This window comes from Pseudomonas sp. 22085 (genome assembly GCF_052045815.1).
In the GTDB taxonomy this organism is placed as follows: Bacteria; Pseudomonadota; Gammaproteobacteria; order Pseudomonadales; family Pseudomonadaceae; genus Aquipseudomonas; species Aquipseudomonas glycinae.
Genome location: NZ_JBQEQA010000010.1, coordinates 57026 through 82145 on the forward strand (window position 1 = coordinate 57026; position 25120 = coordinate 82145).

Annotated in this window: 27 protein-coding genes; 16 read left to right on the plus strand and 11 right to left on the minus strand. The window is 60.2% G+C overall.

The features are described 5' to 3' along the window. The first annotated feature begins 119 nt into the window (after positions 1-119). The 3 genes from ACTJK7_RS14065 to ACTJK7_RS14075 are packed head-to-tail and all read left to right on the plus strand — an operon-like array spanning position 120 to position 1885. A complete protein-coding gene (locus tag ACTJK7_RS14065; RefSeq protein WP_065259878.1) occupies positions 120-509 on the plus strand; it encodes a carboxymuconolactone decarboxylase family protein in 390 nt (129 codons plus the stop codon). A gap of 58 nt (positions 510-567) precedes the next feature. Further along, the gene (locus tag ACTJK7_RS14070) at positions 568-1320 is read left to right on the plus strand and encodes a GntR family transcriptional regulator (RefSeq protein ID WP_108562377.1); all 753 of its coding nucleotides are present in this window, start codon (positions 568-570) and stop codon (positions 1318-1320) included. Position 1321: 1 nt separating this feature from the next. Continuing rightward, on the plus strand, positions 1322-1885 hold the full coding sequence (locus ACTJK7_RS14075; protein WP_108562379.1) for an NUDIX hydrolase: 564 nt from the start codon (positions 1322-1324) through the stop codon (positions 1883-1885). Between the two features lie 142 nt (positions 1886-2027). On the opposite strand, the gene ACTJK7_RS14080 is transcribed toward ACTJK7_RS14075, so the two are convergent. Continuing rightward, positions 2028-2321 (minus strand): DUF1330 domain-containing protein, encoded by a 294-nt coding sequence (locus ACTJK7_RS14080; protein ID WP_108562381.1) that lies wholly within the window; start codon positions 2319-2321, stop codon positions 2028-2030. A gap of 65 nt (positions 2322-2386) precedes the next feature. On the opposite strand from ACTJK7_RS14080, the gene ribBA reads away from it, so the two are divergent. The 5 genes from ribBA to ACTJK7_RS14105 all read left to right on the plus strand — a co-directional run bounded on the left by ribBA (position 2387) and on the right by ACTJK7_RS14105 (position 7847). After that, positions 2387-3496 carry a bifunctional 3,4-dihydroxy-2-butanone-4-phosphate synthase/GTP cyclohydrolase II gene (gene ribBA, locus ACTJK7_RS14085; RefSeq protein ID WP_064380429.1) on the plus strand — a complete coding sequence of 370 codons (1110 nt, stop codon included), beginning with the start codon at positions 2387-2389 and terminating at the stop codon, positions 3494-3496. 393 nt (positions 3497-3889) lie between these two features. Then, positions 3890-4915: an ABC transporter substrate-binding protein gene (locus ACTJK7_RS14090; protein WP_064380432.1), complete on the plus strand. Its 1026-nt coding sequence runs from the start codon at positions 3890-3892 to the stop codon at positions 4913-4915. Beyond that, positions 4912-5859 carry an ABC transporter permease gene (locus ACTJK7_RS14095; RefSeq protein WP_108562385.1) on the plus strand — a complete coding sequence of 316 codons (948 nt, stop codon included), beginning with the start codon at positions 4912-4914 and terminating at the stop codon, positions 5857-5859. The genes ACTJK7_RS14090 and ACTJK7_RS14095 overlap by 4 nt, the downstream gene beginning before the upstream one ends. Before the next feature lie 6 nt (positions 5860-5865). After that, positions 5866-6675, plus strand: a complete 810-nt coding sequence (locus ACTJK7_RS14100; RefSeq protein WP_007957396.1) for an ABC transporter permease — start codon at positions 5866-5868, stop codon at positions 6673-6675. A gap of 17 nt (positions 6676-6692) precedes the next feature. Continuing rightward, positions 6693-7847, plus strand: coding sequence for an ABC transporter ATP-binding protein (locus ACTJK7_RS14105; protein WP_440780087.1), 1155 nt, complete (start codon positions 6693-6695; stop codon positions 7845-7847). A 247-nt stretch (positions 7848-8094) separates the two neighbouring features. On the opposite strand, the gene map is transcribed toward ACTJK7_RS14105, so the two are convergent. Then, entirely contained in the window at positions 8095-8886 is a 792-nt protein-coding gene (gene map / locus ACTJK7_RS14110) for a type I methionyl aminopeptidase (RefSeq protein ID WP_085655662.1), read from the minus strand. Continuing rightward, positions 8883-9143 (minus strand): ParD-like family protein, encoded by a 261-nt coding sequence (locus ACTJK7_RS14115; RefSeq protein WP_011334623.1) that lies wholly within the window; start codon positions 9141-9143, stop codon positions 8883-8885. Before ACTJK7_RS14115 ends, map begins: the two co-directional genes overlap by 4 nt. A gap of 430 nt (positions 9144-9573) precedes the next feature. Between ACTJK7_RS14115 and ACTJK7_RS14120 the strand changes: the two genes are divergently transcribed. The 5 genes from ACTJK7_RS14120 (at position 9574) to yecR (ending at position 14239) form a co-directional block, all read left to right on the plus strand. Next, positions 9574-10950, plus strand: coding sequence for a pyridoxal-phosphate dependent enzyme (locus ACTJK7_RS14120; RefSeq protein ID WP_440780086.1), 1377 nt, complete (start codon positions 9574-9576; stop codon positions 10948-10950). Next, entirely contained in the window at positions 10947-12125 is a 1179-nt protein-coding gene (locus ACTJK7_RS14125; protein WP_440780084.1) for a cystathionine gamma-synthase, read from the plus strand. The genes ACTJK7_RS14120 and ACTJK7_RS14125 overlap by 4 nt, the downstream gene beginning before the upstream one ends. Before the next feature lie 867 nt (positions 12126-12992). Further along, on the plus strand, positions 12993-13337 hold the full coding sequence (locus tag ACTJK7_RS14130) for a hypothetical protein (RefSeq protein WP_159085221.1): 345 nt from the start codon (positions 12993-12995) through the stop codon (positions 13335-13337). Positions 13338-13555: 218 nt separating this feature from the next. Then, positions 13556-13870 carry a hypothetical protein gene (locus ACTJK7_RS14135; RefSeq protein ID WP_064380445.1) on the plus strand — a complete coding sequence of 105 codons (315 nt, stop codon included), beginning with the start codon at positions 13556-13558 and terminating at the stop codon, positions 13868-13870. Between the two features lie 60 nt (positions 13871-13930). Next, positions 13931-14239 (plus strand): YecR family lipoprotein, encoded by a 309-nt coding sequence (gene yecR / locus ACTJK7_RS14140; protein WP_011334629.1) that lies wholly within the window; start codon positions 13931-13933, stop codon positions 14237-14239. On the opposite strand, the gene ACTJK7_RS14145 is transcribed toward yecR, so the two are convergent. Next, positions 14211-15848 carry an ATP-binding response regulator gene (locus ACTJK7_RS14145; protein ID WP_108562392.1) on the minus strand — a complete coding sequence of 546 codons (1638 nt, stop codon included), beginning with the start codon at positions 15846-15848 and terminating at the stop codon, positions 14211-14213. The genes yecR and ACTJK7_RS14145 overlap by 29 nt on opposite strands. 114 nt (positions 15849-15962) lie before the next feature. Between ACTJK7_RS14145 and ACTJK7_RS14150 the strand changes: the two genes are divergently transcribed. Beyond that, positions 15963-16568, plus strand: a complete 606-nt coding sequence (locus ACTJK7_RS14150; protein WP_108562394.1) for a LuxR C-terminal-related transcriptional regulator — start codon at positions 15963-15965, stop codon at positions 16566-16568. 6 nt (positions 16569-16574) lie between these two features. Here ACTJK7_RS14150 and ACTJK7_RS14155 read toward each other — a convergent pair whose 3' ends face one another. The 6 genes from ACTJK7_RS14155 to ACTJK7_RS14180 form a co-directional block, all read right to left on the minus strand. Further along, positions 16575-16739 (minus strand): rubredoxin, encoded by a 165-nt coding sequence (locus ACTJK7_RS14155; protein ID WP_064380452.1) that lies wholly within the window; start codon positions 16737-16739, stop codon positions 16575-16577. A 17-nt stretch (positions 16740-16756) separates the two neighbouring features. Then, positions 16757-17095 (minus strand): hypothetical protein, encoded by a 339-nt coding sequence (locus ACTJK7_RS14160; protein WP_084777076.1) that lies wholly within the window; start codon positions 17093-17095, stop codon positions 16757-16759. Positions 17096-17115: 20 nt separating this feature from the next. Next, positions 17116-17823 carry a hypothetical protein gene (locus ACTJK7_RS14165; protein WP_234420574.1) on the minus strand — a complete coding sequence of 236 codons (708 nt, stop codon included), beginning with the start codon at positions 17821-17823 and terminating at the stop codon, positions 17116-17118. A gap of 27 nt (positions 17824-17850) precedes the next feature. Continuing rightward, positions 17851-18573 (minus strand): hypothetical protein, encoded by a 723-nt coding sequence (locus ACTJK7_RS14170; RefSeq protein ID WP_064380457.1) that lies wholly within the window; start codon positions 18571-18573, stop codon positions 17851-17853. A 28-nt stretch (positions 18574-18601) separates the two neighbouring features. Continuing rightward, positions 18602-19936 carry a saccharopine dehydrogenase C-terminal domain-containing protein gene (locus tag ACTJK7_RS14175; RefSeq protein ID WP_108562396.1) on the minus strand — a complete coding sequence of 445 codons (1335 nt, stop codon included), beginning with the start codon at positions 19934-19936 and terminating at the stop codon, positions 18602-18604. Positions 19937-20315: 379 nt separating this feature from the next. Next, positions 20316-21314, minus strand: a complete 999-nt coding sequence (locus ACTJK7_RS14180; protein ID WP_064380462.1) for a bile acid:sodium symporter family protein — start codon at positions 21312-21314, stop codon at positions 20316-20318. Positions 21315-21398: 84 nt separating this feature from the next. Between ACTJK7_RS14180 and ACTJK7_RS14185 the strand changes: the two genes are divergently transcribed. Beyond that, entirely contained in the window at positions 21399-22187 is a 789-nt protein-coding gene (locus ACTJK7_RS14185) for an AraC family transcriptional regulator (RefSeq protein ID WP_011334633.1), read from the plus strand. A 138-nt stretch (positions 22188-22325) separates the two neighbouring features. Next, entirely contained in the window at positions 22326-24038 is a 1713-nt protein-coding gene (locus ACTJK7_RS14190) for an amidase (RefSeq protein WP_108562400.1), read from the plus strand. A gap of 37 nt (positions 24039-24075) precedes the next feature. Here the strand turns inward: ACTJK7_RS14190 and ACTJK7_RS14195 are convergent, their stop codons facing one another. Then, positions 24076-25059: a Dyp-type peroxidase gene (locus ACTJK7_RS14195; RefSeq protein WP_371915552.1), complete on the minus strand. Its 984-nt coding sequence runs from the start codon at positions 25057-25059 to the stop codon at positions 24076-24078. Positions 25060-25120 lie beyond the last annotated feature (61 nt).

The window sequence follows — 25120 nt, forward strand, 5'->3', positions numbered from 1 at the left end:
AATGCAAAACCCTGTGGGAGCTGGCTTGCCAGCGATGGCGGTGGATCAGCCAGCATAGATGTCGAATGTGATGCCGNAAGCCAGCTCCCACAAGGGGATTTGTGGTGTGAGGGGAAATGATGAATAACGAGAAGTATGAAAAGGGCCTGAAGATCCGCACCCAGGTGCTGGGCGAAGCCTATGTGCAGCGCTCGATCGAGAACGCCGACGACTTCACCCGCCCGCTGCAGGAAATGGTCACCGAATACTGCTGGGGCCACGTCTGGGGACGCGAGGGGCTGTCGCTCAAGGAGCGCAGCATGATCAACCTGGCGATGATCTCGGCGCTCAACCGCCCGCACGAACTGAAACTGCATGTGCGCGGCGCCTTGCGTAACGGCCTGAGTCGTGAGCAAATACGCGAAATTCTGCTTCAGGTCGGTATTTATTGCGGCGTCCCGGCAGCCGTGGACAGTTTCCGGCTCGCCCGTGAAGCCTTCGCCGAAGCCGACGCCGAGGCCTCCAGTTAACCCCTCGGCTGTTTTGATGCCCGTCTGGCATGGACAGCCACCTTAAAGAGCGGACCCCATGAAACGCCTGCCACTCGACGACAGCTTCAAGGTCAATCGCAACCCCGTCACCCTGCGCGAAATCGTGCTGGATAAACTGCGAAGCGCCATCATGAACTTCCAGCTGCTGCCGGGCGATCGCCTGGTGGAGCGCGATCTGTGCGATCGCCTGGGCGTGAGCCGTACGTCGGTGCGTGAAGCCTTGCGTCACCTCGAATCCGAAGGCCTGGTGGAATTCGCCGACGCCAAGGGCCCGCGCGTGGCGATCATCACCCTCGCCGATGCCGTCGACATCTATGAACTGCGCTGCGTGCTCGAAGGCCTGATCGTCCAGCTGTTCACCCTGCGCGCCAAGGCCAAGGACATCAAGGCCCTGGAAAAAGCCCTCGACGAGAACCGCAAGGCGCTCAAGGACGGCGAGTTGCAGCAGGTGATCGACTCGGTGCAGGGTTTCTACGACGTGCTGCTGGAAGGTTCCGGCAACCATGTCGCAGCCACTCAGCTGCGTCAGTTGCAGGCGCGTATCAGCTACTTGCGCGCAACGTCGGTGTCCCAGGAAAACCGTCGCGGCGCCAGCAATCACGAGATGGAAAAAATGGTCGAGGCGATCAAGAGCGGCGATCCGCTGGCGGCGCATCAGGCGTGCGTCGATCACGTGCGCGCTGCGGCTGCCGTCGCTCTCGATTACCTCAAGCGCAAACAGGAAGAGAGCGGCGACACACCGCCAATCACCCTGCCCATCGCGCTGAAAGAACCGCGCATAGGTCACTGACATGTTCAGCCCGAGCTTTTGCCCGAAATGCGGTGGCGCTGACCTCGGTCAGCAAGTGCCGCCGGGCGATACGCACGAGCGCCTGATGTGCCGCGGTTGCGGCTACATCCACTATGTAAACCCGAAGATCATCGCCGGCTGCATCATCGAGCAGGACGGCAAATACCTCTTGTGCCAACGGGCAATTCCCCCGCGTACCGGCACCTGGACCCTGCCCGCCGGTTTCATGGAAAGCGGCGAAACCACCGAGCAGGCGGCCCTGCGCGAAGTCTGGGAAGAAAGCGGCGTACGCGCGGAAATCGTCTCGCCTTATTCAATCTTCAGCGTGCCGAAGATCAGCGAGGTCTACATCATATTCCGCGCCCTCGCGCTGGAGATCACCGGCCAGTACGGCCCGGAAACCCTCGCCTGCAAATTCTTCGCCCCCGAAGACATTCCGTGGGACCAGATCTACTACCCGGCGATCCGGCAGATCCTCGAACGCTATATCGAGGAACGCCAGGCCGGGGTGTATGGCATGTACATGGGCAATGACGACAGCGGCAAGATTCATTTCATGCGTTGATCGTGCTGCCCGCGCCGTCTGATCGTTCCCACGCTCCGCGTGGGAATGCCTCAACGGACGCTCCGCGTTCGGCTGTGGAAGGGACGCGGAGCGTCCCGGGCTGCATTCCCACGCAGAGCGTGGGAACGATCAAAGCAAGCCGTTACGGCGCCATCCCTTCCACGATGATGATCTCCGCCCGCGCCCACTCCTCGCGATAGCTCTTCGCTTCCTGATACGCCGCCGAGCGGTAGCACGCCACCGCCTGCTCGTAGCTGTCGAACTCGATCACCACGCTGCGCTGCGGCGTCGTCCGCCCTTCCATTGCTTCGCTGCGCCCGCCTCTGGCCAAGAACTTCGCGCCGAACTCGGCGAACGCTTTCGGCGCGCGCTGGGTGTATTGGCTGTAGTGATCGGGATCGGTGATGTCCACGTATGCAATCCAGTACGCCTTCATAGTGACCTCTTGGTTGAATTTGTATTATGGTATACCACGAATTTCATCCACATCGAGAGTCCAGCATGGCCTTCAACAGCATCGAAGAAATCATCGAAGATTATCGCCTCGGCAAAATGGTGTTGCTGGTCGATGACGAGGATCGGGAAAACGAAGGTGACCTGCTGCTGGCCGCCGACCGTTGCACGCCCGAGGCAATCAGTTTCATGGCCCGTGAGGCTCGGGGCCTGATTTGTCTGACGTTGACTGACGATCATTGCCAGCGTCTGGGGCTGGAGCAGATGGTGCCGAGCAATGGCAGCGTGTTCAGCACCGCGTTCACGGTTTCCATCGAAGCGGCGGTCGGTGTGACTACTGGCATTTCTGCTGCCGACCGCGCCTGCACGGTGGCCGCGGCGGTGGCGCCAAATGCTCGCGCTGAAGACCTGGTGCAGCCCGGCCATATCTTTCCGCTGCGCGCCAAGGAAGGTGGCGTGTTGACCCGTGCCGGTCACACCGAAGCCGGTTGTGATCTGGCGCGGCTGGCGGGTTTCACGCCGGCCTCGGTGATCGTCGAGGTGATGAACGACGACGGCACCATGGCCCGTCGTCCGGATCTGGAAGTCTTCGCGCGCAAGCACGGGATCAAGATCGGCACCATCGCCGACCTGATCCACTATCGCCTGAGCACCGAACACACCATTGAGCGCATCGGCGAACGGGAGTTGCCGACGGTGCATGGCACCTTTCGTTTGATCACTTTCGAGGACCGCATCGAGGGCGGCGTGCACATGGCGATGGTCATGGGCGAATTGCGCCGTGAGGAACCGACGCTGGTGCGCGTGCATGTGATCGATCCGTTGCGCGATCTGGTCGGCGCCGAGTACAGCGGGCCGACAAACTGGACGTTGTGGGCAGCGCTGCAACGGGTCGCGGCCGAAGGGCATGGCGTGGTCGTGGTGCTGGCCAATCATGAATCTTCCCAGGCGCTGCTGGAGCGCATTCCGCAACTGACTCAGCCGCCTCGACAGTTCAGTCGCTCGCAATCGCGGATCTATTCGGAGGTCGGCACCGGGGCGCAGATTCTGCAGAACCTGGGCGTCGGCAAGCTGCGCCACTTGGGCCCGCCGCTGAAGTATGCCGGGTTGACTGGGTACGATCTTGAGGTGGTAGAGAGCATTCCGTTTACCGAGTGATTCGATGTTGCATTTCAAGCGGCTAATGCTGCCCTCACCCCAGCCCTCTCCCGGAGGGAGAGGGAGCAGATCTCTATGCTGTTCAAAACTCGAGTTCGACTCTGAGTTTCAGGTCGATGTATAGCGGTAAAACAACTCGGTCGGCTCCCTCTCCCTCCGGGAGAGGGCTGGGGTGAGGGGCTGGATCTAGAATCCACTGAAAATATCAAACCAGACACCCACAAAACCCACATTCGCCAGATAGCCGGTACGGCAAAGTGCTTGCACAAAGTTTGGAATACCATAATATGATATTCCATAGACCGGACGACTTAAAAAACCGTCCAGCTACTGCTCCCGACAGGCGGGCAACAACGAAAGCCCGCTCAAAAACACAACAATGAGGGCGTAAAAATGGTGTTGAACAAAGCTGCAACCGCGATCTTTCTTGCGGGACTGCTGAGCGTGACCGGTCAGGCCGCGATGGCCGCCGAGAGTGTGAACTTTGTCAGCTGGGGCGGTAGCACCCAGGATGCGCAGAAACAGGCCTGGGCCGATCCGTTCAGCAAGGCCAGCGGCATCACCGTCGTGCAGGACGGCCCGACCGACTACGGCAAACTCAAGGCCATGGTCGAAAGCGGCAACGTGCAATGGGACGTGGTCGACGTCGAAGCCGACTTCGCCCTGCGCGCCGCCGCCGAAGGCCTGCTCGAACCCCTCGATTTCAAACAGATCCAGCGCGACAAGATCGACCCGCGTTTCGTCAGCGACTACGGCGTCGGCTCGTTCTTCTTCTCCTTCGTCCTCGGCTACAACGAGGGCAAGCTCGGCGCCAACAAGCCGCAGGACTGGAGCGCGCTGTTCGACACCAAGACCTTCCCCGGCAAACGCGCCCTGTACAAATGGCCAAGTCCCGGCGTGCTTGAGCTCGCCCTGCTCGCCGACGGCGTGCCGGCCGACAAGCTCTACCCGCTGGATCTGGATCGCGCCTTCAAGAAACTCGACACCATCAAGAAAGACATCGTCTGGTGGGGCGGCGGCGCGCAGTCGCAGCAACTGCTGGCCTCCGGTGAAGCGAGCATGGGCCAGTTCTGGAACGGCCGGATTCATGCCCTGCAGGAAGACGGCGCACCGGTCGGCGTGAGCTGGAAACAGAACCTGGTCATGGCCGACATTCTGGTGGTGCCAAAGGGCGCGAAAAACAAGGACGCGGCGATGAAGTTTCTGGCCAGCGCCAGTAGCGCGAAGGGCCAGGCCGACTTCTCCAACCTGACCGCTTACGCCCCGGTCAACGTCGACAGTGTGCAGCGTCTGGACTCGACGCTGGCCCCGAACCTGCCGACTGCCTACGCTAAGGATCAGATCACTCTTGATTTCGCGTACTGGGCCAAGAACGGTCCGGCCATCGCGACACGGTGGAACGAATGGCTGGTCAAATGAAAATGGCGGCCACCGCGTCCCGTCCCTCCACTGCCACCGGGAGCGCCCCGAGCGCTGCCGGCCTGGCCGAAGGAAAAAAGGCGAGTGCCATGGCGCAAGCCCCGTCCCTCAAGCAACGCTGGCGCGGCGCCGGCAATCTCGCGCCGGCACTGCTGTTCCTTGGCCTGTTCTTTCTCGCCCCGCTGATTGGTTTGTTGCTGCGCGGCGTGCTGGAACCGGTGCCGGGCCTTGGCAACTATGAACAACTGTTCGCCAACTCGGCGTACGCCCGGGTGCTGTTCAACACCTTTTCGGTGGCGGGACTGGTGACGGTGTTCAGCCTGCTGCTGGGCTTTCCGCTGGCCTGGGCAATCACCCTGGTGCCGCGCGGCTGGGGCCGCTGGATCCTCAACATCGTACTGCTGTCGATGTGGACCAGCCTCCTCGCCCGCACCTATTCGTGGCTGGTGCTGTTGCAGGCTTCGGGCGTCATCAATAAAGCCTTGATGGCCATGGGCATCATCGATCAGCCGCTGGAAATGGTGCACAACCTGACCGGCGTGGTGATAGGCATGAGCTACATCATGATTCCGTTCATCGTGCTGCCGTTGCAGGCGACCATGCAGGCCATCGACCCGATGATCCTGCAGGCCGGCTCGATCTGTGGCGCAAGTCCCTGGACCAACTTCTTCCGGGTGTTCCTGCCGCTGTGCCGGCCGGGGCTGGCGTCCGGTGGGTTGATGGTGTTCGTGATGTCGCTCGGTTACTACGTCACCCCGGCGCTGCTGGGCGGTGCGCAGAACATGATGCTGCCGGAATTCATCATTCAGCAGGTGCAGTCGTTCCTCAACTGGGGCCTGGCCAGCGCCGGCGCCGCGTTGCTGATCGTCATCACGCTGGTGCTGTTCTACGTCTACCTGAAGCTGCAGCCGGAATCTCCGGTTGGCGCCAGTCACGCGAGGTAAGCCGAGATGCTCCTGACGCCCAATGCCATGAGTCGCCGGATGCGCTTCGGCCTGTATTTCACCACCGGGCTGATCGGCCTGTTCCTGCTGTTGCCGATCGTGTTCATCGTCCTGCTGTCGTTCGGTTCGTCCCAGTGGCTGGTGTTCCCGCCACCGGGCTGGACGCTGAAATGGTACGTGCAGTTTTTCTCCAACGCCGACTGGATGAGCGCAGCGCTGGCCAGTCTCAAGGTCGCGGTGCTGACCACAATCTGCGCCGTCGCCCTCGGTTTGCCGACGGCCTTTGCGCTGGTGCGCGGACGCTTCCCCGGCCGGGAAATGCTCTACGGCCTGTTCACCCTGCCGATGATCGTGCCGCTGGTGATCATCGCCGTGGCGGTGTACGCGCTGTTCCTCAAGCTCGGCTACACCGGCACGATGTTCGCCTTCGTCGTCAGCCACGTGATCGTCGCGCTGCCGTTCACCATCATCTCGATCATCAATTCGCTGAAGCTGTTCGATCAGTCGATTGAAGACGCGGCGGTGATCTGCGGTGCGTCACGCCTGCAAGCGGTGTTCAAGGTCACCTTCCCGGCGATCCGTCCGGGGATGGTGGCCGGCGCCCTCTTCGCCTTCCTGGTTTCGTGGGACGAAGTGGTGCTCAGCGTGATGATGGCCAGCCCGACCCTGCAAACCCTTCCCGTGAAAATGTGGACCACCCTGCGCCAGGACCTGACACCCGTGATCGCCGTCGCCTCGACGCTGCTGATCGGCCTGTCGGTATTGGTCATGGTGATCGCCGCCGCCCTGCGCCGGCGCAACGAAATCAGCGCCTGAGCGCCCAGGAGTACGACATGAGTGCCGTGATCAAAGACGCATCCCAGCAGAACGACAACCCCCTGGTCAGCCTGCGCAACCTGAACAAGCACTACGGCGATTTCGCGGCCGTGGACAACATCTCGCTGGACATCAAGGACGGCGAATTCCTGACCTTCCTCGGCTCCAGCGGCTCGGGCAAAAGCACCACGCTGTCGATGCTCGCCGGTTTCGAAACGCCGAGCAGCGGCGAGATCCTGGTCAACGGCCAGTCGCTGGTGAACGTGCCGCCGCACAAGCGCGACATCGGCATGGTGTTCCAGCGTTATTCGCTGTTCCCGCATCTGTCGGTGCGCGACAACATCGCGTTTCCGCTGGCGATCCGCAAACTCGCTGCCGCCGAGCGGGACAAACGCGTCGATGCGATGCTGAAACTGGTGCAGCTCGAACAATTCGCCCATCGCCGCCCTTCGCAACTGTCCGGCGGCCAGCAGCAACGGGTCGCCATCGCTCGCGCTCTGGTTTACGAGCCACGCATTCTGCTGATGGACGAACCGCTCGGTGCGCTGGACAAGAAACTTCGCGAAGACCTGCAGGACGAATTGCGCCAGCTGCACCGCCGCCTCGGCATCACCATCGTCTACGTGACTCACGACCAGGAAGAAGCCATGCGCCTGTCCCAGCGCATCGCGATTTTCAGTCACGGCAAGATTGTCGGGCTCGGCAGCGGTTATGACCTTTATCAGAATCCGCCGAATGCATTTGTGGCGTCGTTCCTCGGCAACTCGAATTTCCTCAAGCTCAAGGCGCAGGGCAATGCGGCGGCGAGTTTTGAGGAGCAGTCGCTGTCGATCCGTCTCACCGCAGGATTGCAGACCGGGCAGGATGTGCTGCTGATGGTGCGTCCGGAAAAGGCGTTGGCGTTGAGTGTGCAGCAGGCGGCGAGTGAGCCGTTGGCGGCGGGCTGGAATGAGGTTTCGGCGAAGGTGGTCGAGGTGTTGTTTCTGGGGGAAAGTCAGACCTGCAGTGTGGTGACTTCGGGCGGGACTTCGATGACGGTGAAGGCGCTGTCGGCGGCGGGGATGCCGTTGAAGGCTGGAGATCCGGTTCGGGTGCGTTGGGCGACGGCGGATGCTTGCGTCTATACCGATTGGGCTGAGAGCGATTTGAACAAAGCGGCGGGGGCTCATTAACACCGAGTCGCCTGCCCGCCCTCACCCCAGCCCTCTCCCGGAGGGAGAGGGAGCCGACCGAGGTGTCTTGCGCTGTACATCGACCTGAAAAACCGAGTCGATTGTGGATTTGGCACAGCATTCTGGTCGGCGGCGATTATGGATTCACCGCGGAGTTTTCAGGTCGGCGTAATTCTCCAATATTCCCCAATCGGCTCCCTCTCCCTCCGGGAGAGGGCTGGGGTGAGGGCCAGCAGGCGACTCGGTATCAGTTGATCGGCGCAAACCCATCAATTTCGTCAGGCCAAGCCGTCAAAACTTCGAATCCGTCATCAGTCACCGCAATCATGTGCTCCCACTGCGCCGACAATGACTGATCCTTGGTCACGACAGTCCAGCCATCCGCCAGGCTCTTCACATGGCGCTTGCCGGCATTGAGCATCGGCTCGATGGTGAAAATCATCCCCGCCTTCAGCTTCAAGCCTTGCTCCGGATAACCGTAATGCAGCACCTGCGGTTCATCGTGATAAACCTTGCCGATCCCGTGCCCGCAGTACTCGCGCACCACGCTGAACCCTTCTTTTTCCGCCAGACTTTGAATCGCATGGCCGATGTCACCCAGCGTAGCGCCCGGCCGCACGACGCGGATACCCGCGCACATGGCGTCGTAAGTGGTCTTGATCAGATGTCGCGCCTCGGGCGTCGGTTCGCCGACCACGTACATGCGGCTGGTATCGCCGAACCAGCCGTCCTTGATCACCGCGATGTCGAGGTTGACGATATCGCCGTCCTTCAGCACGCGCTTCGACGGAATGCCATGACACACCACTTCGTTGACTGACGCGCAGACGGTTTTCGGAAAGCCGTGATAACCGACGTTGGCCGGAATGGCTTTCTGCACATTGACGATGTAGTCGTTGCACAACTGGTCGAGCTGATCGGTCGTCACGCCAGCCTTGACGTGCGGGACCAGCATCGCCAGCACCTCGGCGGCCAGTCTGCCGGCCTCGCGGGATTGGGCGATTTCGGCGTGGGTGTTGATCTTGATCGGGTTTCTCATGCCTTGGCCGCCTCTTTGACCGAGGCGTTCTGCGCGGCATCGGCCAGGGCACAGACTTGCTGCAGATCCAGACCGCCCGATTGTTCGGCGCGGATCAGCAACCGGCAAATGGCGTGGTGATCAAGGTCGGGATACAGCTCGGCGAGCATGCCGATGCGCATCCAGTGTTCGGCCTGCGCGTTGATCGAGCGGCTGAGTGCGTTGCTGGAGATGCGCAGATTTTCGTGCATGTCCTCTGAAATCTTTACGATGCCCATGGCAATATCCGATACGAAGTGTATATGGATCGTATATTAATCGCGCATCGCGCGGGATTGCAAACGCTGCATACCGGGCAAATCGCGGCTAAAAAATCTGCCCGGCACCTGAGATTGGTATGACGTGACTTGCGGCTGTGTGCATTTCACATTCAGACGAGCAATCAATCAGCATTTTTCGCTGCAAGATTTTTACTACCGGATCAAGCGCTTCGTGACGCTGAAGACGCCCTTTCAATACTCGATGACGCCTGCGTATAAACCCCCGCAAATCACTTCCTTCCCCTCTCCGATTTCGTTCTATCGTTAGATCGAAATGGCAGTATTTCCGGCCGTTTAAAGGTTGCGACAGCGCAGGTCTGAGCCTATGTTGCACGCGAGCTTTTTCCCCGCGAATGGAACGCGATCAACACCACAAAGAGGTGAAGAGATGTCAAAGGATTCACGCCCTGCCGTACTTGGGCTGATCGGCAATACGCCGCTGGTACAAGTCACCCGCTTCGATACCGGTCCCTGCACCCTGTTTCTCAAACTCGAATCACAAAACCCCGGCGGTTCGATCAAGGACCGCATCGGTCTGGCCATGATCGACGCCGCTGAGCGCGATGGTCGCCTGCAACCCGGCGGCACGATCGTCGAGGCCACCGCCGGCAACACCGGTCTGGGCCTGGCCCTGGTCGGCCGCGCCAAGGGCTACCGCGTCGTGCTGGTGGTGCCGGACAAAATGTCCACCGAAAAAGTCCTGCATCTCAAGGCCATGGGCGCCGAAGTGCACATCACCCGCTCCGATGTCGGCAAGGGCCATCCCGAGTATTACCAGGATGTCGCCGCTCGTCTGGCCAAGGACATTCCCGGCGCGTTCTTCGCCGACCAGTTCAACAACCCCGCCAACCCACTGGCCCACGAGTGCAGCACCGGACCGGAAATCTGGGCCCAGACCGAGCATGACCTCGACGCGATCGTGGTCGGCGTCGGCTCGGCCGGCACGCTGACCGGCCTGACCCGCTTCTTCAAGCGCGTACAACCGGATCTGGAAATGGTCCTGGCTGACCCGGTCGGTTCGGTGATGGCTGAATACAGCCGTAGCAAACATCTCGGCACCGCAGGTTCGTGGGCGGTGGAAGGCATCGGCGAGGACTTCATTCCGTCGATCACCGACCTGTCGAGCGTGCGCAGCGCCTACTCGATCAGCGACGAAGAAAGCTTCAGTCACGCCCGTCAGCTGCTGAAAGCTGAAGGCATTCTCGGTGGTTCGTCCACCGGCACCCTGCTCGCTGCCGCGCTGCGCTACTGCCGCGAACAGACCGAGCCGAAACGCGTGGTCAGCTTCGTCTGCGACACCGGCACTCGCTACCTGTCGAAGGTCTACAACGACCAGTGGATGACCGATCAGGGACTGCTGCAGCGCAAACGCTACGGCGACTTGCGCGACCTGATCGCCCGACGCTTCGAAGACGGCAAAGTCGTCAGCGTCGGCCCGGACGATACGCTGATGACCGCGTTCCAGCGCATGCGCCTGGCCGACGTTTCACAACTGCCGGTGCTGGTGGATGGCAAGCAACTGGTCGGCGTGATCGACGAGTCGGACATTCTGGTGCGTGTACACGAAGACGCTTCGCTCTTCAGCAAACCCGTTTCCAGCGCGATGACCGACAAGTTGCAAACCCTCGCCCCCGGCGCGACGCTGGCTGAACTGGAAGCCGTGCTCAGCAGCGGTCTGGTGGCCATCATCGCCGACGCTTCAGGCTTCCACGGCCTGATCACCCGCGTCGACATGCTCAATCAATTACGGAGATCCCTGGCATGAGCCAGCACGACAAGAACGCCCGTCAACAAGGCTTCGCCACCCGCGTGATCCATGCCGGGCAAACGCCGGATCCGACCACCGGCGCGCTGATGCCGCCGATCTACGCCAACTCCACGTACCTGCAAGACAGCCCCGGCGTGCACAAGGGCTTCGACTACGGCCGCTCGCACAACCCGACGCGTTTTGCCCTGGAGCGTTGCGTGGCGGATCTGGAGGGCGGCACCCAGGCGTTCGCCTTCGCGTCCGGGCTGGCGACGATTTCCACCGTACTCGAACTGATCGATGCCGGCTCGCACATTGTGTCCGGCAATGACCTGTACGGCGGCACGTTCCGCCTGTTCGACAAGGTGCGCCAGCGCAGTGCCGGGCATCGTTTCAGCTACGTCGATCTGGCGAATCTGTCAGCGTTCGAAGCGGCGCTGCAGGACGACACGCGCATGGTCATGGTCGAGACGCCGACCAACCCGCTGCTGAGCCTGTCCGACCTCGCCGCCATTGCGCGCATCTGCAAGGCCCGCGGGATCATCTGCGTGGCCGACAACACCTTCGCCAGCCCGTGGATCCAGCGTCCGCTGGAACTGGGTTTCGACATCGTGCTGCACTCGACCACCAAATACCTGAACGGTCACTCCGACGTGATCGGCGGGATCGCGGTCGTTGGCGACAATCCAGCACTGGCCGAACGCCTGGGTTTCCTGCAGAACGCCGTTGGTGCCATCTCCGGCCCGTTCGACGCGTTCCTCACCCTGCGCGGCGTGAAGACGCTGGCGCTGCGCATGGAGCGTCATTGCAGTAACGCACTGGAACTGGCGCGCTGGCTGGAGCAACAGCCGCTGGTCAAACGCGTCTACTACCCAGGCCTGGAATCCCACCCGCAGCACGAACTGGCCAAGCGGCAGATGCGTGGGTTCGGCGGGATGATTTCCCTGGATCTGAACAGTGATCTGGCAGGCGCCCGGCGCTTCCTGGAGAACGTGCAGATCTTCGCTCTGGCCGAAAGCCTTGGCGGCGTGGAAAGCCTGATCGAGCACCCGGCGATCATGACTCACGCGACCATTCCGGCGGAAACCCGCGCCAAACTTGGCATCGGTGACAGCCTGGTGCGTCTGTCGGTAGGTGTTGAGGATATCGAAGACCTGCGTGCGGATCTGGCGCAGGCGCTGGCCAGCATCTAAAGCCGGAAAACGTCAAAGCCCGCACGAGGCGGGCTTTGGTGTTTGAGTAGGCGGCCAGTGCTGGTCTCTGGCTTACAAGGTTTATCAGGCTTCTCACAGTACCGGACCAAATTGAGAGGGGTACGGTCTCGGCTGCTTCACACGGCATAAGGGCTGGATCTCAGCGCGGAGATCTTTCTAACCGTGTACCCTTCGGAACGCGCCCCACGTCCCCTTGCTATCCGCTTGCGCATCAGTCTGCGTCTTCGCCTACATTCTTGAGCCTAGCAAACACGCTGCATTGCGCTACGCGGTTTTTAGATTGATTTTTTTCTAGCGCCAGTCTGCAAGGAAGCTAACCGACTATCGCCTTCACGGCCCTTCAGCCTGCCTCCCGCCAAGGGCGAACTATACTTTTCAGTTCGCTGTCCAGATTTCCTGTAAACCGTCGACACCCGTGCACCCTCCGGTGCCCCCGTGCCATTCACCAATCTGGTTGACCCCGGGCCGACGAGCCTTCCGTCACGCAACGCATGACGGGTAATGCTCGGTTGCTGTTTGGCTGATGGGGCGTGGAGAACATCATGAAGCACACGCTTTGGCCGGGCCTTGTCCTGGCAGTTGCGGCAACGGTGGCAATGCCCAGTGTCTGGGCTGCGAAGGCGCAGGCATTGGCGTCGGATGGGGCGGATCATGTGGGTGCGGGGGCTGTCGCCTCTGATGGTGCGGATCATGTCGGCGCTGGAGCTGTAGCTTCTGACGGCGCGGATCACGTTGGCGCCGGCGCTGTTGCCTCTGACGGCGCGGATCACGTTGGCGCAGGCGCTGTTGCCTCTGACGGCTCAGATCATGTCGGCGCAGGGGCCGTAGCTTCTGACGGATCGGATCATGTCGGTGCAGGTGCAGTTGCTTCTGACGGCGCGGATCACGTCGGTGCCGGGGCTGTTGCCTCTGACGGTTCCGATCACGTCGGCGCAGGCGCTGTTGCCTCTGACGGTGCCGATCATGTCGGCGCAGGTGCCGTTGCTTCTGACGGTGCCGATCATGTCGGCGCAGGTGCTGTTGCCTCTGACGGCGCCGATCATGTCGGCGCAGGTGCCGTTGCTTCTGACGGTGCCGATCACGTTGGCGCAGGCGCCCTCGCCGCCGATGGCGCAGACAAGGTCGGTGCCAGCCGGCTCGCCTATTCCCGCGCAGGCGTCGGCTCCGACCAGGTGGCCTCAGCCCTCATGAGCGGCAGCTATTCCGACCAGTTCAACAGCCCTCAATAACCGCTATCGGCGCAATCAGCTCACCGCTGGTTGCGCCGCACTAGCACATTTGTGCTAATCGACCACCCCGATCCCTGGCGTTATATTCCCTCGCAACCCCCGACGCTCCCCAACATTGCCGCTGCGCAGTGCGCGGGATCGTTGTGCCTGGAAAAACAACAACACCAAGGAAGAAACACCATGAAACTGCAGCTCAGCCTCGCCAAGATCACGGTTCTCGGTGCCCTGCTCCTCGGGGCCAGCGGTTGCCAGACCGCCAAACCCACCGAAGACAGCATGCGCGAACGTGCCCAAACCGTCATCGGCCAACCGGTCACCAGGATCGGCAACATCCGCAACGACAGCACGCTGACCTACTACACCGCCTACACCGCCGCCGGCGAATACAACTGCGAGCTGCCCAGCGGCGCGATCATCGCGGTGGCCAGCATGGGCATCATGACGCCTCCGCTGTCCTGCCTGCCCAAAGGCGCGTCGCCGATTCCGTACCAGTAATCCGGCGCAGAAAAACCGTTCCAGTGCCTCTTCTCATCCGGTAAAGGATTGCGTTCAATCATGAAAACACTCATCGCCACCCTCAGCCTCGCGGCCGTCGTTTTGACCGGCTGCGCCACCCCCAAGCAATGGGAAGCCACCGGCGGCAGCAAGACCGACGGCGTTGTCCAGGTCTCCTATGAACTGGGCCAGTTCGAGAGCGGGCAAACCTCCGCCGCTCAAGGCCTGGCCGCGGCTGAAGGTCGTTGCAAGGTCTGGGGCTACAAGAGCGCCGAAGTGTCGGGCTCGGAGAAAAACATCTGCCGCACCATGGGCCAGTACAACTGCCTGCAAACCACCATCACGCAAGACTATCTGTGTAAGCGCTGACCGCTTCGGTCTGCCGGTCGCGCAGCGCACGCAAGGTCGCGCGCAGCTCGGCCGGGCGTACCGGCTTGGACAGAATGGCGATCTGCCGATCATGCAGGGCCGCCTGGATTTTTTCGATGTCATGCCCGGTGATGATCATGGCCGGGACCGCATAACCGCGCTGACGACGAACCTCATCGATACACTCGATGCCTGTGCTGTGGGAGCCGAGGTCATAGTCGGCCACGATGACGTCACAGTCCGTGACCAGACCTTGCCCGCTCGGTTCGGCCTGCACAACGCAGCCCCAACGCTCAAGCAACGCCGAGGTCGCCAACAGAACGTTGCGATCATCTTCCACAAGGCACACCTTCAACCCCGTCAGCAAACCGATTTGCCGAGCCTCTTCACGATTGACCGGCATCTGCGGCGGCGCGAGCGGCAGGCCAAGCAAGGTCACCGCCGTGCCATGCCCCAATCGTGAACGGATCGCGACATCGATGCTGATCAGCTGCCCCAATCGCCGGACAATCGAAAGCCCCAGGCCTACGCCTTCGACGTCTTTGTCGCGCAATTGGCGAACCCGATAAAATTCCTCGAATACCTTGGGCAAATGCTCTTCAGCGATACCGTTGCCGCGGTCGTAAATCGCGATGGCCAAACTCGCGCCGCGCTTGCGCACACCAATCAGCACCGGTCGGTGCGCACCGTACTTGAAGCAATTGGAGAGCACGTTCTGCACCATGGTCGCGAGCAACGCCGGATCGGTGCGCACCCAATGTTCACAACGCCGCAAGCGCAGCTCCACACCCGCCCAACGTGCAGCTTCGGCGTTCTGGCGGATCAGATCCGCCAGCCACTCGCCCAGCTCAAGCGTCTGCAACCGGGGCAGAATCCGCCCGTTGTCGAGGGTGTAGAGATCGAGGATCGAACGGAACAGCTGCGACACATTGAGCAGCGAACGGTCGATGCTGTCTACCAGCCGCCGCTCCTCCTCGCCCAGTCGCGACTCGCGCAGGCACGCGGTAAACAACCCGATGGAATGGATCGGCTGACGCAGGTCATGACTGGCCTGAGCCAGGAAACGCGACTTTTCCAGATTGGCGGCGACGGCCTCTTCGGACGCCTTGCGCGTACGCTCCAGCAGCAGGTGCGCATACACCGGAATCACCGTGCTGGTGATCATCAGCATCAACACCATGAACGGTTGCGCCTGCCAGTACGGCGTCAACCGATAAACCGCCAGCAGTGCCAGCAACGCCAACACCGTGGCGATCGCCAGGTAGCGCGAGCCGTAACGCATGCCGTTGCCGAGATTGACCCAGACCATGACGGCATAAATGGGCAACGCCGCCTCGCCGCCGACCACCAGCCCGAAACTGGTGCCGGTGTAATCGTGGAGCATGCCGAAAATCCGCCGCGCCGGATAATGCCCCGGCCAGCGCACGATAGCCTGGCGCAGCACGACGGAGGCCAGCAGAAACAGGCAAATGTAGGTGACCACCGGCAGATAGGTATCGAAGCGCTGGCCTGGCAGGAAACCGAGCACGGCCATGTAAACCAGCGCGATGCTGGCGATGATGATGCGCAGATTGGCCTGGTCGAGCTCGGTGTTCTTTTCGAACTTCATGGTGGAACGTCCTTGTGCGGCAGTCGTCATAAACAGCACGAATCAACAGGCAATGCCTTCGCCCGGTGCTAAGGTGCATGCCGTGAGAAATGCTGACCCAGGGAGGGTTTTGCCATGGCGTGCCGAATCATCATAGCCGACGATCACCCGCTGTTTCGCGAAGCGCTGCTGCGCACCGTCCAGCGTTTGCTGCCCGAAGCCCTGATCGAAGAAGCCGGCGACCTCGACAGCGTGCTCGCCCTGTTGCCGGCGGGCGATGAGCCCGACACCTTGATCCTCGACCTGCGCTTTCCCGGCCTGACCTGTGTCAGCCAGCTCGCGGAATTACGCCGCCGCTTGCCGCGAACCACGCTGATCGTGGTGTCGATGGTCGATGACGAAACGCTGATCGGCGAAGTCATGGCCGCCGGCATCGATGGTTTTATCGGCAAGAACATCGCCCCCGACGAGATCGGTCAGGCGATCCGGGCGATTCGTGAAGGTGAGGTACTGGTGAAATTCGCCCCGTCCGGCCTGCTGCCGCTGGACACCGGCACCGCCCTCACCCCGCGTCAGCAAGAGGTGCTGCGGCTGATCGCCCAGGGCAAGACCAACAAGGAAATCGCCCGTGAACTGGATATTTCGCCGTTCACGGTGCGGATTCATGTGTCTTCCCTGCTACGCACCTTGAACGTGCCGTCGCGCGCCGCGGCAGCCGTCAAGTACGGTGGGTCGGCTTGACGCCCGTTATTCGAAATCCTCCTTGGGCATCTGGCAATCAGGGCACAGCCAGTCGTCATGTACGTCATCCCAGGGTGTACCGGCCGCGATCCCGTTCTGCGGATCGCCAACCGCCGGATCATATTCATAACCGCATACCGTGCATGTCTTGATAGTGTCTTGCGTCGACATAAACAATTTCCTTTTGCTTAAAGTGCCACGGTTGAAATGAGTCCTGCGGCGCCCAGAATGAAACCGATCAATGCTCCTCGCTCCGGCAACTCTCGGAGCATGGCGTAGATGACGATGGGTTCCAGCACCAACAGCAACGTCAAGGAAGCGACGGTCACGACCCAGATGTTGCCCGTTCCCTGATACCCCATCCAATAGGCCAGAATGAGGCTGATGCCGGCGATACAGATCAGAATCATCGGTTTGAGGAACATGCCTGGAGTCTCCATGACCCGGCCCGGAAGTTTCGAAGCGTACACCTCGCTGTAGATTGTCAGGATCTCGCCAAAGATCATCAGCAAAAGAGCCACGACTATGTAGTATTCCTTTTTCACAGCTACCTCTTGCGCAATATGGAGAGAATTTCGTCAATGACGGCGCCACCGACCTCGTCGCTTTCAAGCAGGAAGTGCGGCCCGTCGTGATCGAACAGAAACGTGTTCTTGTAAGCTTCACCCTCAAAACCCGCGATTGCGTTCAACACGCTCTCGGCCTGATGCAGTTTGTCGGCATGGAAGGTCTTGAGGATTTTCACCGCATTGCCGAAATGGATGGCTTCATCGGCGATCAGGTTCTTGATCCAGTTGTTGAATCCTGCATGACCGAAACCCTGATAAAAGGTGTCCTTCTTGTAGGTCTTGACCGAGACATACTCATCGTAAGCAAACAGCAACAGCAGATTGAACTCGCTCGACAGGATGTCTTCCAGGTCTGAAAAATCCCCGACCCGGCGCTTCAGGGCATCGACCAGCTCCACTTCCCCGGTGCCGAAAATCAGCCGATTCAGTTCAAAAAAACCGTCAGCATGATTGCGCTCATCGGCATACCAGAAATCCAGGTACTGGACGAAATACGGTGAGAAGTCCTTTCGTCTCGGATAGAGAAAGTTATAGAGATTGACAGAGTCGTATTCGGACACGAGGTCGGCCATGAAAAACTCTTTGAAAGATGCATCGATGCCGGGGTTGGTCCACCCACTGGAATCGATCTCTTCAAAGATCGCTCTGGAACTCCAATTACGTTTTTTCAAAAACGCCGCTTCCATGCCACACCCTCCTTGAGCCTGACGTGATTACTCGCTGAACTTCTTGATGATCGCCGGAATGATCATGTCCTTGATTTCATGTTTGGCAATCGGGAAATCCGGAGCATTGTGATCCAGGACAAAAGTTCCGGTGTAACTCGGCTTCTCGAAATCGATCTCGAATATTTCATCGAGTATCGTCGGGATCTCATCCATTCGGTGCGGAAAGAGCTCCCTGGCTTTTTTCACAAATGAGAAAAAGTGAGTCACTTCATCTTTCTTCGTCTTGCGTATCCAGGCAGATAGTTGCTGCGAGTCGAAACGGTCATAACTTTCGATACTTCGATGGTAGACATGGGTGGTGATGATTTCGTCATAAGCCAGTGTCACCAACAGCTTTAAAGGATCAGCCGCTATTGACTCGATAATGCTGAAATCCGGCTTCCGGAGTTCGACGCTCAACGACACTTCGTCAAAGGGAATGCTGGTATACGCGGCATAGATCAGGGCAAATCCGTAGGCGTGATCGATCTCATCCTTCAACCAGGGGTTGAGTACATCCTGCAAACTTGCGAACACCTGCGGGTAGTTAGCCTCAAGGTACCAATAAAGACGCCGGGCATCGTATTCCGTGATGACGGAATCAAAGAAAATCTCTTTCCATTCCTGTCTTTCCGAATCTGCCAGCTCTACCGACGGGAACCTGAATCCGGAGAGTACGGCTGAAGCTTCTGGTGTGGTGCGGGTTACCGATCCGATTGACATCGACATACATTCATCCTTGATTTTGAGGGTGTGATCACACCATAAAGCCCTTGAACGACAGGGAACCGGACTCTACCGGCCGCCAATCGACCTGCTGGAAAACGATGGGTTGCCAATACTGCTCGACGATGTCGTAGACGAACTCCCAATCCAGCCTTTCGCTTTCCAGCACCCCCGCTTTGGGGTGGGCCTGCGCCCATGCCATTCCCGCCACGATGCTCGACACCACTTGCAGGCTGGTGGCGCTGTTGTGTCTGGCCATTTTCCTTGCCTTGCCAATGGACAGGTTCGATCCCATCCACAGGGACTGGTATCTATCGCTGATCAGAAAGACGCCGAGTTCGTCGATACCGGAGGTGATGTTCCCTTTGAGCACTTCCTTGGAAAGAACATGCTCTTCATCACCACTGGCCAACAGAGCCATCGACTCGACGGCCTGATCACAGGGGTGGTAGGCGTAATAGACCGTCGGCCGGTAAATCGGGTTGGCAGCGTCGCCCAGGGTCAGATACTCGGCAATCGACAACGACTCGTTGTGGGTCAGCAAGTAGCCGGCAAAGTCCAGATAGTTCGGCGACCAGCTCTTGACCCTGATCTCGCGCCCCTGTTCTTTCATTGCCAGCGCATAGCGATTCAACGTTGCGCCTTCGGGCACGTGCGCCTCATGACTGCCCCAGCCCATTTCCGCAGGCTGCAGACATTCAGTGATCAAGCCATCCACGGACCAGGTGCACATGAAATGCCCTGATGATCGTTCGACATTGGCGAACTGCGTGTCGCGCTCGGATACCTGTATGACCCGAATACCCAGTTGTTGCGACAGCATTGCCCAGTCTTGACGGTTCCCGCCTTCAAAAGCGATACCGTTCAAGGCGGCCATTTGCACCAGAGCCTTTTTCAAAAGCACTGAAATGAAACCGGGATTGGCGCCGTGTGCCACGATCGCCGTCGCACTTTCGGGTGGTCGACTGGCGGAAAACCCCTTGAGGTTTTCGCGCAACGAGAAGTTACTCGTGAGATTCGAATGCTGCTCTGCGCTGTACTCCCAGGGCTCTATGCAAGTGTCCAGATACAGGGCCTGGAAACTCTGAGCCAGCTCAATCAGGGCTTCACTCGAAACCGAAACCGCCAGATTCAACAGAAAAGCATGTTCACTCAAATAGTGCCCGAGCACTTCTTTGAAGTTACGCGGCGTTATCATCTTTCTAATAAGGCACGCCGAATACTCATCAGCAACCAGCTGCCGGTCAACGTCGACTTCCTTGTCAAAAATAACGATCTCGGCGTCATACCGTGCAACTAGTAATGGCATCAAGGCCTGGGCAATACTGCCGAAACCGACAATGACTATCCTGTCTATCTTCTTCATACGTACATTCCCTGACGTAAGTCCGTTTCCAATGTTGGAAACACAGTCAACCGCTTGAATCGCCTTCAGGCGTCAAGATGTTTTTGGCTTTCTGGAAGATGAACAATCGGCTATCTAGCGATTATTCATGAAAATGAGGAGTCGGGAATTTCACTGTCCATAATATCCCTGCGCGGCTGGACTTCATGTCCAGGCTTGTAATGATTTCGAGGATTGGATCCTAAACACGCATGGGTGGGGTGACAACCCCTTGAAGGGAATTTTTTCAGCATATTTCAGGCTCTAAGCCGCGCATAAACCTCGACTCAAGATACAACTTGTTGATTATCTTGAAATAACTAAAGAATGTGCGGCGTCCGTCCTGAACGCCGCAATACGACTATGGATCAACCTGTGCCATCAACTCGGTTACCGGCTCCGAACGCTTGGCATAGCGTTGCGCCAGCACCGCACAAACCATCAATTGAATCTGATGGAACAGCATCAGCGGCAGAATCAGTACGCCGATGGTGCTGCCAGCGAACAATACCTGCGCCATCGGCACACCGGTGGCCAGGCTTTTCTTCGAGCCGCAGAACAGGATGGTGATGCGATCCTCCAGACTGAAACCGAACGCCTTGCTCAGCAGCGTGGACGCCAACAGCACCAGTGCCAGCAGAATGCAGCAGACCACCACCAGCCCCAGCAGGTCGCTCACCGGAATCTGGTGCCAGATGCCCTCGTTCACGGCTTCGCTGAACGCGCCGTAGACCACCAGCAGAATCGAGCCCTGATCGACGAATCTCAGCCAGTTTTTATTGCGACCGACCCAGGCGCCGATCCAGCGACGGGCAATCTGACCTGCGATGAACGGCAGCAGCAATTGCACGCTGATTTTCACGATTGCGTCGAGGGTCGAGCCGCCGTCACCGTGAACGTTCAGCAGCAGCGTCACCAGCAGCGGTGTCAGGAAAATCCCGAACAGACTGGACGCCGCCGCGCTGCAGATCGCCGCCGGAATATTGCCCCGCGCCAGCGAAGTGAAGGCAATCGCCGACTGCACCGTGGCCGGCAGCGCACACAGGTAAAGCATGCCCATGTACAGCTGATCGCCGATCAATGGCGACAGCAGCGGCTTGAGCGCCAGTCCCAGTAGCGGGAACAGGACAAAGGTCAGGCCGAACACCAACAAATGCAGGCGCCAGTGACCGGCGCCGGCGATGATCGATTCCCGCGACAGCTTGGCGCCGTGCAGGAAAAACAGCAGCGCGATGGCAATGTTGGTCAGCCAGCCGAAGCCGACCGCGACCTGGCCGCTGGCGGGCAGGAAGCTGGCCAGCAGTACCACGCCGATCAGGGTCAGGGTGAAGTTGTCGGGCAAAAATCGTGGGCGCGTCATGGTTTGCTCATCCGGGGGTTGCCAGTACGTGGAAGCGACTCTAACGTGACTGGAAATTACCGACTAACGCCGAAGAACCCACAGATGCCGCCAAAAGGACACGACAAGAGCGTCAGACGCAGCATTCCCGGGCTGCCCAGCCTGCCGCGTCCGCTGTACGGGCGCACCGAATCGCTGCCCAATCGCGCGTTGACCCGACGCCACAGTCATCCGTGGGTGCAGTTGTCCTACGCGATCCAGGGCGTGCTCGAAGTACAGACTGCCGTCGGTCGTTTCGTTGCGCCGCCGGAGCGGGCGGTGTGGATTCCGGCGGGGGTGCCGCATCGGGTGTTCAGTTCACCGCACACGGAAATGCGCAGCCTGTACATCGATTGCAGTGTTGCCGACTGGGCGCCGGAGCGTTGTCATGTGCTCGGCGTCAGCGATCTTTTGCGTGAGCTGATTCGAGCGTTCAGTCAGATTCCTGTCGAATATGACCAGAGCGGCCCGCACGGGCGCCTGGCCCAGGTGATCCTCGATCAACTGGCCGATGCCCCGCCCATCGACCTGATGCTGCCATTGCCGCAGGACAGTCGCCTGCGCCAGATATACCAGAGTCTGGAGCAACATCCGGAACAGCAGACCACCCTAGCGCACTGGAGCGAAAAATTCGGCGTGACCGAGAAAACCCTGACTCGGCTGTTCCTGCGCGACACCGGCTTGACCTTCCGCACCTGGCGTCAGCGCCTGCGTCTGTTGGGTGCGCTGACGCCGCTGGAGCGTGGCGAACGCGTCACCGACGTGGCTTTGGCGTGTGGTTATGACTCGACGTCGGCCTTTATCGCGGCGTTTCGCCAACAGTTTGGTGAGACGCCGGGAGAGTTTTTCCGATGAAATTAACCGATATTTATCGACTTTGTGCATGCCAATGGGCCAATTTCAGGGTAGAGTTTCGCCCATCAAGAATCTTTGACATCTTTCGACGATAACAATGACCAACCACCCTTTAGCGAACCTGTCGGCGGTAACAGCATGATCGAAGTCACTGAAGTTTCCATTGCCCAATTACGCGCGGCGCTCGAATCCGGCCAGACCACGGCGGTTGAACTGGTGCAGGCTTATCTGGCGCGCATCGACGCCTATGACGGTCCGGACACCGCCACGGCCCTGAATGCGGTGATCGTGCGCAACCCCGACGCGCTGAAAGAAGCGCAGGCCTCCGATGCCCGCCGTGCCAAAGGCGAAACCCTCGGTCCACTGGACGGCATCCCCTACACCGCCAAAGACAGCTATCTGGTCAAAGGCCTGACCGCCGCGTCCGGCAGCCCGGCCTTCGTTGATCTGGTGGCCCAGCGCGATGCGTTCACCATCGAGCGCCTGCGCGCGGGCGGCGCTATCTGCCTGGGCAAGACCAACATGCCGCCAATGGCCAATGGCGGGATGCAGCGCGGCGTCTATGGCCGGGCTGAAAGCCCGTATAACGCTGATTATCTGACTGCACCGTTTGCTTCCGGCTCGTCGAACGGTGCCGGCACCGCCACCGCTGCCAGTTTCTCGGCCTTCGGTCTGGCAGAAGAAACCTGGTCGAGCGGTCGCGGCCCGGCTTCGAACAATGGCCTGTGCGCCTACACGCCGTCGCGCGGCGTGATCTCGGTACGCGGCAACTGGCCGCTGACGCCGACCATGGACGTGGTAGTGCCCTACGCCCGTACCATGGCCGACCTGCTGGAAGTCCTCGACGTGGTGGTCGCCGAAGACACCGACACCCGTGGCGACCTGTGGCGCCTGCAACCGTGGGTGCCGATCCCGAACGTGACCTCGGTGCGCCCTGCTTCTTACCTTGAACTCGCTGTGAAAAGTGATGCACTGGCCGGCAAACGCCTGGGCGTGCCGCGCATGTACATCAACGCCGACCCTGAGGCCGGCACCAGCGAAGCACCAGGCATCGGCGGCCCGACCGGGCAGCGCATCAACACTCGCGCGTCGGTGATCGATCTCTGGAAACAGGCACGTCAGGCCCTCGAAGCAGCCGGCGCCGAAGTGATCGAAGTGGATTTCCCGCTGGTCTCCAACTGCGAAGGTGATCGTCCGGGCGCGCCGACCGTGTTCAATCGCGGCATCGTTTCCAAAGAGTTCATGCACCATGAACTGTGGGAACTGTCGGCCTGGGCGTTCGATGATTTCCTGCGTGCCAACGACGACCCGAAACTCAACCGTCTGGCGGACGTCGACGGGGCGAAAATCTTCCCCCACGACCCGGGCACCCTGCCCAATCGTGAAGGCGACCTCGCTGCCGGCATGGACGAATACGTGCGCATGGCCCAGCGCGGCATCACGCCGTGGGATCAGATCCCGACCCTGCCGGACGGCCTGCGCGGTCTGGAGAAGACTCGCAAGCTCGACCTCGAAGACTGGATGGATCGCCTCGGCCTCGACGCCGTGCTGTTCCCGACCAACGCCGACGTCGGCCCGGCGGACGCCGACGTCAACCCGGCCTCGGCGGATATCGCCTGGAGCAACGGCATCTGGGTCGCCAACGGCAACCTCGCAATCCGCCACCTCGGCGTGCCGACCGTCACCGTGCCGATGGGCGTGATGGCCGACATCGGCATGCCGGTGGGATTGACGTTTGCCGGTCGCGCCTATGACGACTCGACGTTGCTGCGTCTGGCAGCGGCGTTTGAGGCGACCGGTTCCAGGCGTCTGGTGCCGCCACGCACGCCAGCGCTGGCAGCAGGCAAGTAAATGCAAAACGGCGGGATCGATTGATCCCGCCGTTTTTTTATCGCTCTGCCAACTCTTCCAGCAAATCCGCCGAAGGCACGAAAAACAGACTGCCGGTGACCGCCGTGCTGAAGTCCAGCAACCGGTCGTAATTGCCCGGCGGCTTGCCGACAAACATGTTCTCCAGCATCTGCTCCAACGGCTCCGGCGAACGCGCGTAGCCGATGAAATAAGTGCCGAACTCACCTGCGCCGGGCCGGCCGAACGGCATGTTGTCGCGCAGGATTTTCACCTCTTCGCCGTCCTTGGTGATGGTCGTCAGCGCGCTGTGGGAATTGCTCGGTTTGACCGAATCGTCCAGCTCGATATCGGACAGTTTGGTGCGCCCGATCACCCGCTCCTGCGCCTCGACCGGCAACTCGTTCCACGCTTTCATGTTGTGCAGATACTTCTGCACCAGCACATAACTGCCACCACTGAACGGCTGATCTTCATCGCCCACGAGGGTGAAATGCTCGGCTTTGCGGCCGACCGGATTCTCCGTGCCGTCGACGAAACCGATGATGCTGCGCATGTCGAAATAGCGGAAACCCTGCACCTCGTCGGTCACCGTCACGGCGCCATCCAGCGCCGACATCAATTGCGTCGCCAGTTCGAAACACAGGTCCATTTGATCGGCGCGAATGTGCAGCAGCAAGTCGCCTGGCGTGGAAACGGCGCGCCGCCCTTCCACACCGAATTCGCGAAAGTCATGCAAGGACGCCGGTCGCGGACTGCCGAACAGACGATCCCAGGCGCTGGAAGAAAATCCGCAGACACAGGACAGGTTTCCCGAGGGGACGCGCTTGCCGACCGAGCGCGTCAGGCCCGCGATATCGGCGCACCAGGCACGGACTTTTTCGGCGGCCTCTGCCTCGGCGTTGAGGGTCGCCACGATGAATATGGCAGCGCTGGTGATCGGGCTGCAGACGGCTTGAGGATCTGGCGTGTCGATGATCGTAGCTCCCGGAGTGGTGGACTGACTCGACAGCGAGGTTAGCAAAGAAGTGCTGAATGAAGTATTACCCGCACTCTGCCCGTGTCGACCGACACTTCGTTATTCA

Bases quoted from the DNA above. Each gene is read 5' to 3' on its own strand.
- map (WP_085655662.1), bottom strand. From the start codon at position 8,886: ATGAGAAACCCGATCAAGATCAACACCCACGCCGAAATCGCCCAATCC.
- ACTJK7_RS14145 (WP_108562392.1), bottom strand. From the start codon at position 15,848: ATGAAGTTCGAAAAGAACACCGAGCTCGACCAGGCCAATCTGCGCATC.
- ACTJK7_RS14125 (WP_440780084.1), top strand. From the start codon at position 10,947: ATGAGCCAGCACGACAAGAACGCCCGTCAACAAGGCTTCGCCACCCGC.
- ACTJK7_RS14120 (WP_440780086.1), top strand. From the start codon at position 9,574: ATGTCAAAGGATTCACGCCCTGCCGTACTTGGGCTGATCGGCAATACG.
- ACTJK7_RS14170 (WP_064380457.1), bottom strand. From the start codon at position 18,573: ATGTCGATGTCAATCGGATCGGTAACCCGCACCACACCAGAAGCTTCA.
- ACTJK7_RS14190 (WP_108562400.1), top strand. From the start codon at position 22,326: ATGATCGAAGTCACTGAAGTTTCCATTGCCCAATTACGCGCGGCGCTC.
- ACTJK7_RS14130 (WP_159085221.1), top strand. From the start codon at position 12,993: ATGTCGGTGCAGGTGCAGTTGCTTCTGACGGCGCGGATCACGTCGGTG.
- ACTJK7_RS14105 (WP_440780087.1), top strand. From the start codon at position 6,693: ATGAGTGCCGTGATCAAAGACGCATCCCAGCAGAACGACAACCCCCTG.
- ribBA (WP_064380429.1), top strand. From the start codon at position 2,387: ATGGCCTTCAACAGCATCGAAGAAATCATCGAAGATTATCGCCTCGGC.
- yecR (WP_011334629.1), top strand. From the start codon at position 13,931: ATGAAAACACTCATCGCCACCCTCAGCCTCGCGGCCGTCGTTTTGACC.
- ACTJK7_RS14175 (WP_108562396.1), bottom strand. From the start codon at position 19,936: ATGAAGAAGATAGACAGGATAGTCATTGTCGGTTTCGGCAGTATTGCC.
- ACTJK7_RS14100 (WP_007957396.1), top strand. From the start codon at position 5,866: ATGCTCCTGACGCCCAATGCCATGAGTCGCCGGATGCGCTTCGGCCTG.
- ACTJK7_RS14080 (WP_108562381.1), bottom strand. From the start codon at position 2,321: ATGAAGGCGTACTGGATTGCATACGTGGACATCACCGATCCCGATCAC.
- ACTJK7_RS14070 (WP_108562377.1), top strand. From the start codon at position 568: ATGAAACGCCTGCCACTCGACGACAGCTTCAAGGTCAATCGCAACCCC.
- ACTJK7_RS14065 (WP_065259878.1), top strand. From the start codon at position 120: ATGAATAACGAGAAGTATGAAAAGGGCCTGAAGATCCGCACCCAGGTG.
- ACTJK7_RS14135 (WP_064380445.1), top strand. From the start codon at position 13,556: ATGAAACTGCAGCTCAGCCTCGCCAAGATCACGGTTCTCGGTGCCCTG.
- ACTJK7_RS14115 (WP_011334623.1), bottom strand. From the start codon at position 9,143: ATGGGCATCGTAAAGATTTCAGAGGACATGCACGAAAATCTGCGCATC.
- ACTJK7_RS14180 (WP_064380462.1), bottom strand. From the start codon at position 21,314: ATGACGCGCCCACGATTTTTGCCCGACAACTTCACCCTGACCCTGATC.
- ACTJK7_RS14075 (WP_108562379.1), top strand. From the start codon at position 1,322: ATGTTCAGCCCGAGCTTTTGCCCGAAATGCGGTGGCGCTGACCTCGGT.
- ACTJK7_RS14155 (WP_064380452.1), bottom strand. From the start codon at position 16,739: ATGTCGACGCAAGACACTATCAAGACATGCACGGTATGCGGTTATGAA.
- ACTJK7_RS14185 (WP_011334633.1), top strand. From the start codon at position 21,399: ATGCCGCCAAAAGGACACGACAAGAGCGTCAGACGCAGCATTCCCGGG.
- ACTJK7_RS14095 (WP_108562385.1), top strand. From the start codon at position 4,912: ATGAAAATGGCGGCCACCGCGTCCCGTCCCTCCACTGCCACCGGGAGC.
- ACTJK7_RS14150 (WP_108562394.1), top strand. From the start codon at position 15,963: ATGGCGTGCCGAATCATCATAGCCGACGATCACCCGCTGTTTCGCGAA.
- ACTJK7_RS14165 (WP_234420574.1), bottom strand. From the start codon at position 17,823: ATGGAAGCGGCGTTTTTGAAAAAACGTAATTGGAGTTCCAGAGCGATC.
- ACTJK7_RS14090 (WP_064380432.1), top strand. From the start codon at position 3,890: ATGGTGTTGAACAAAGCTGCAACCGCGATCTTTCTTGCGGGACTGCTG.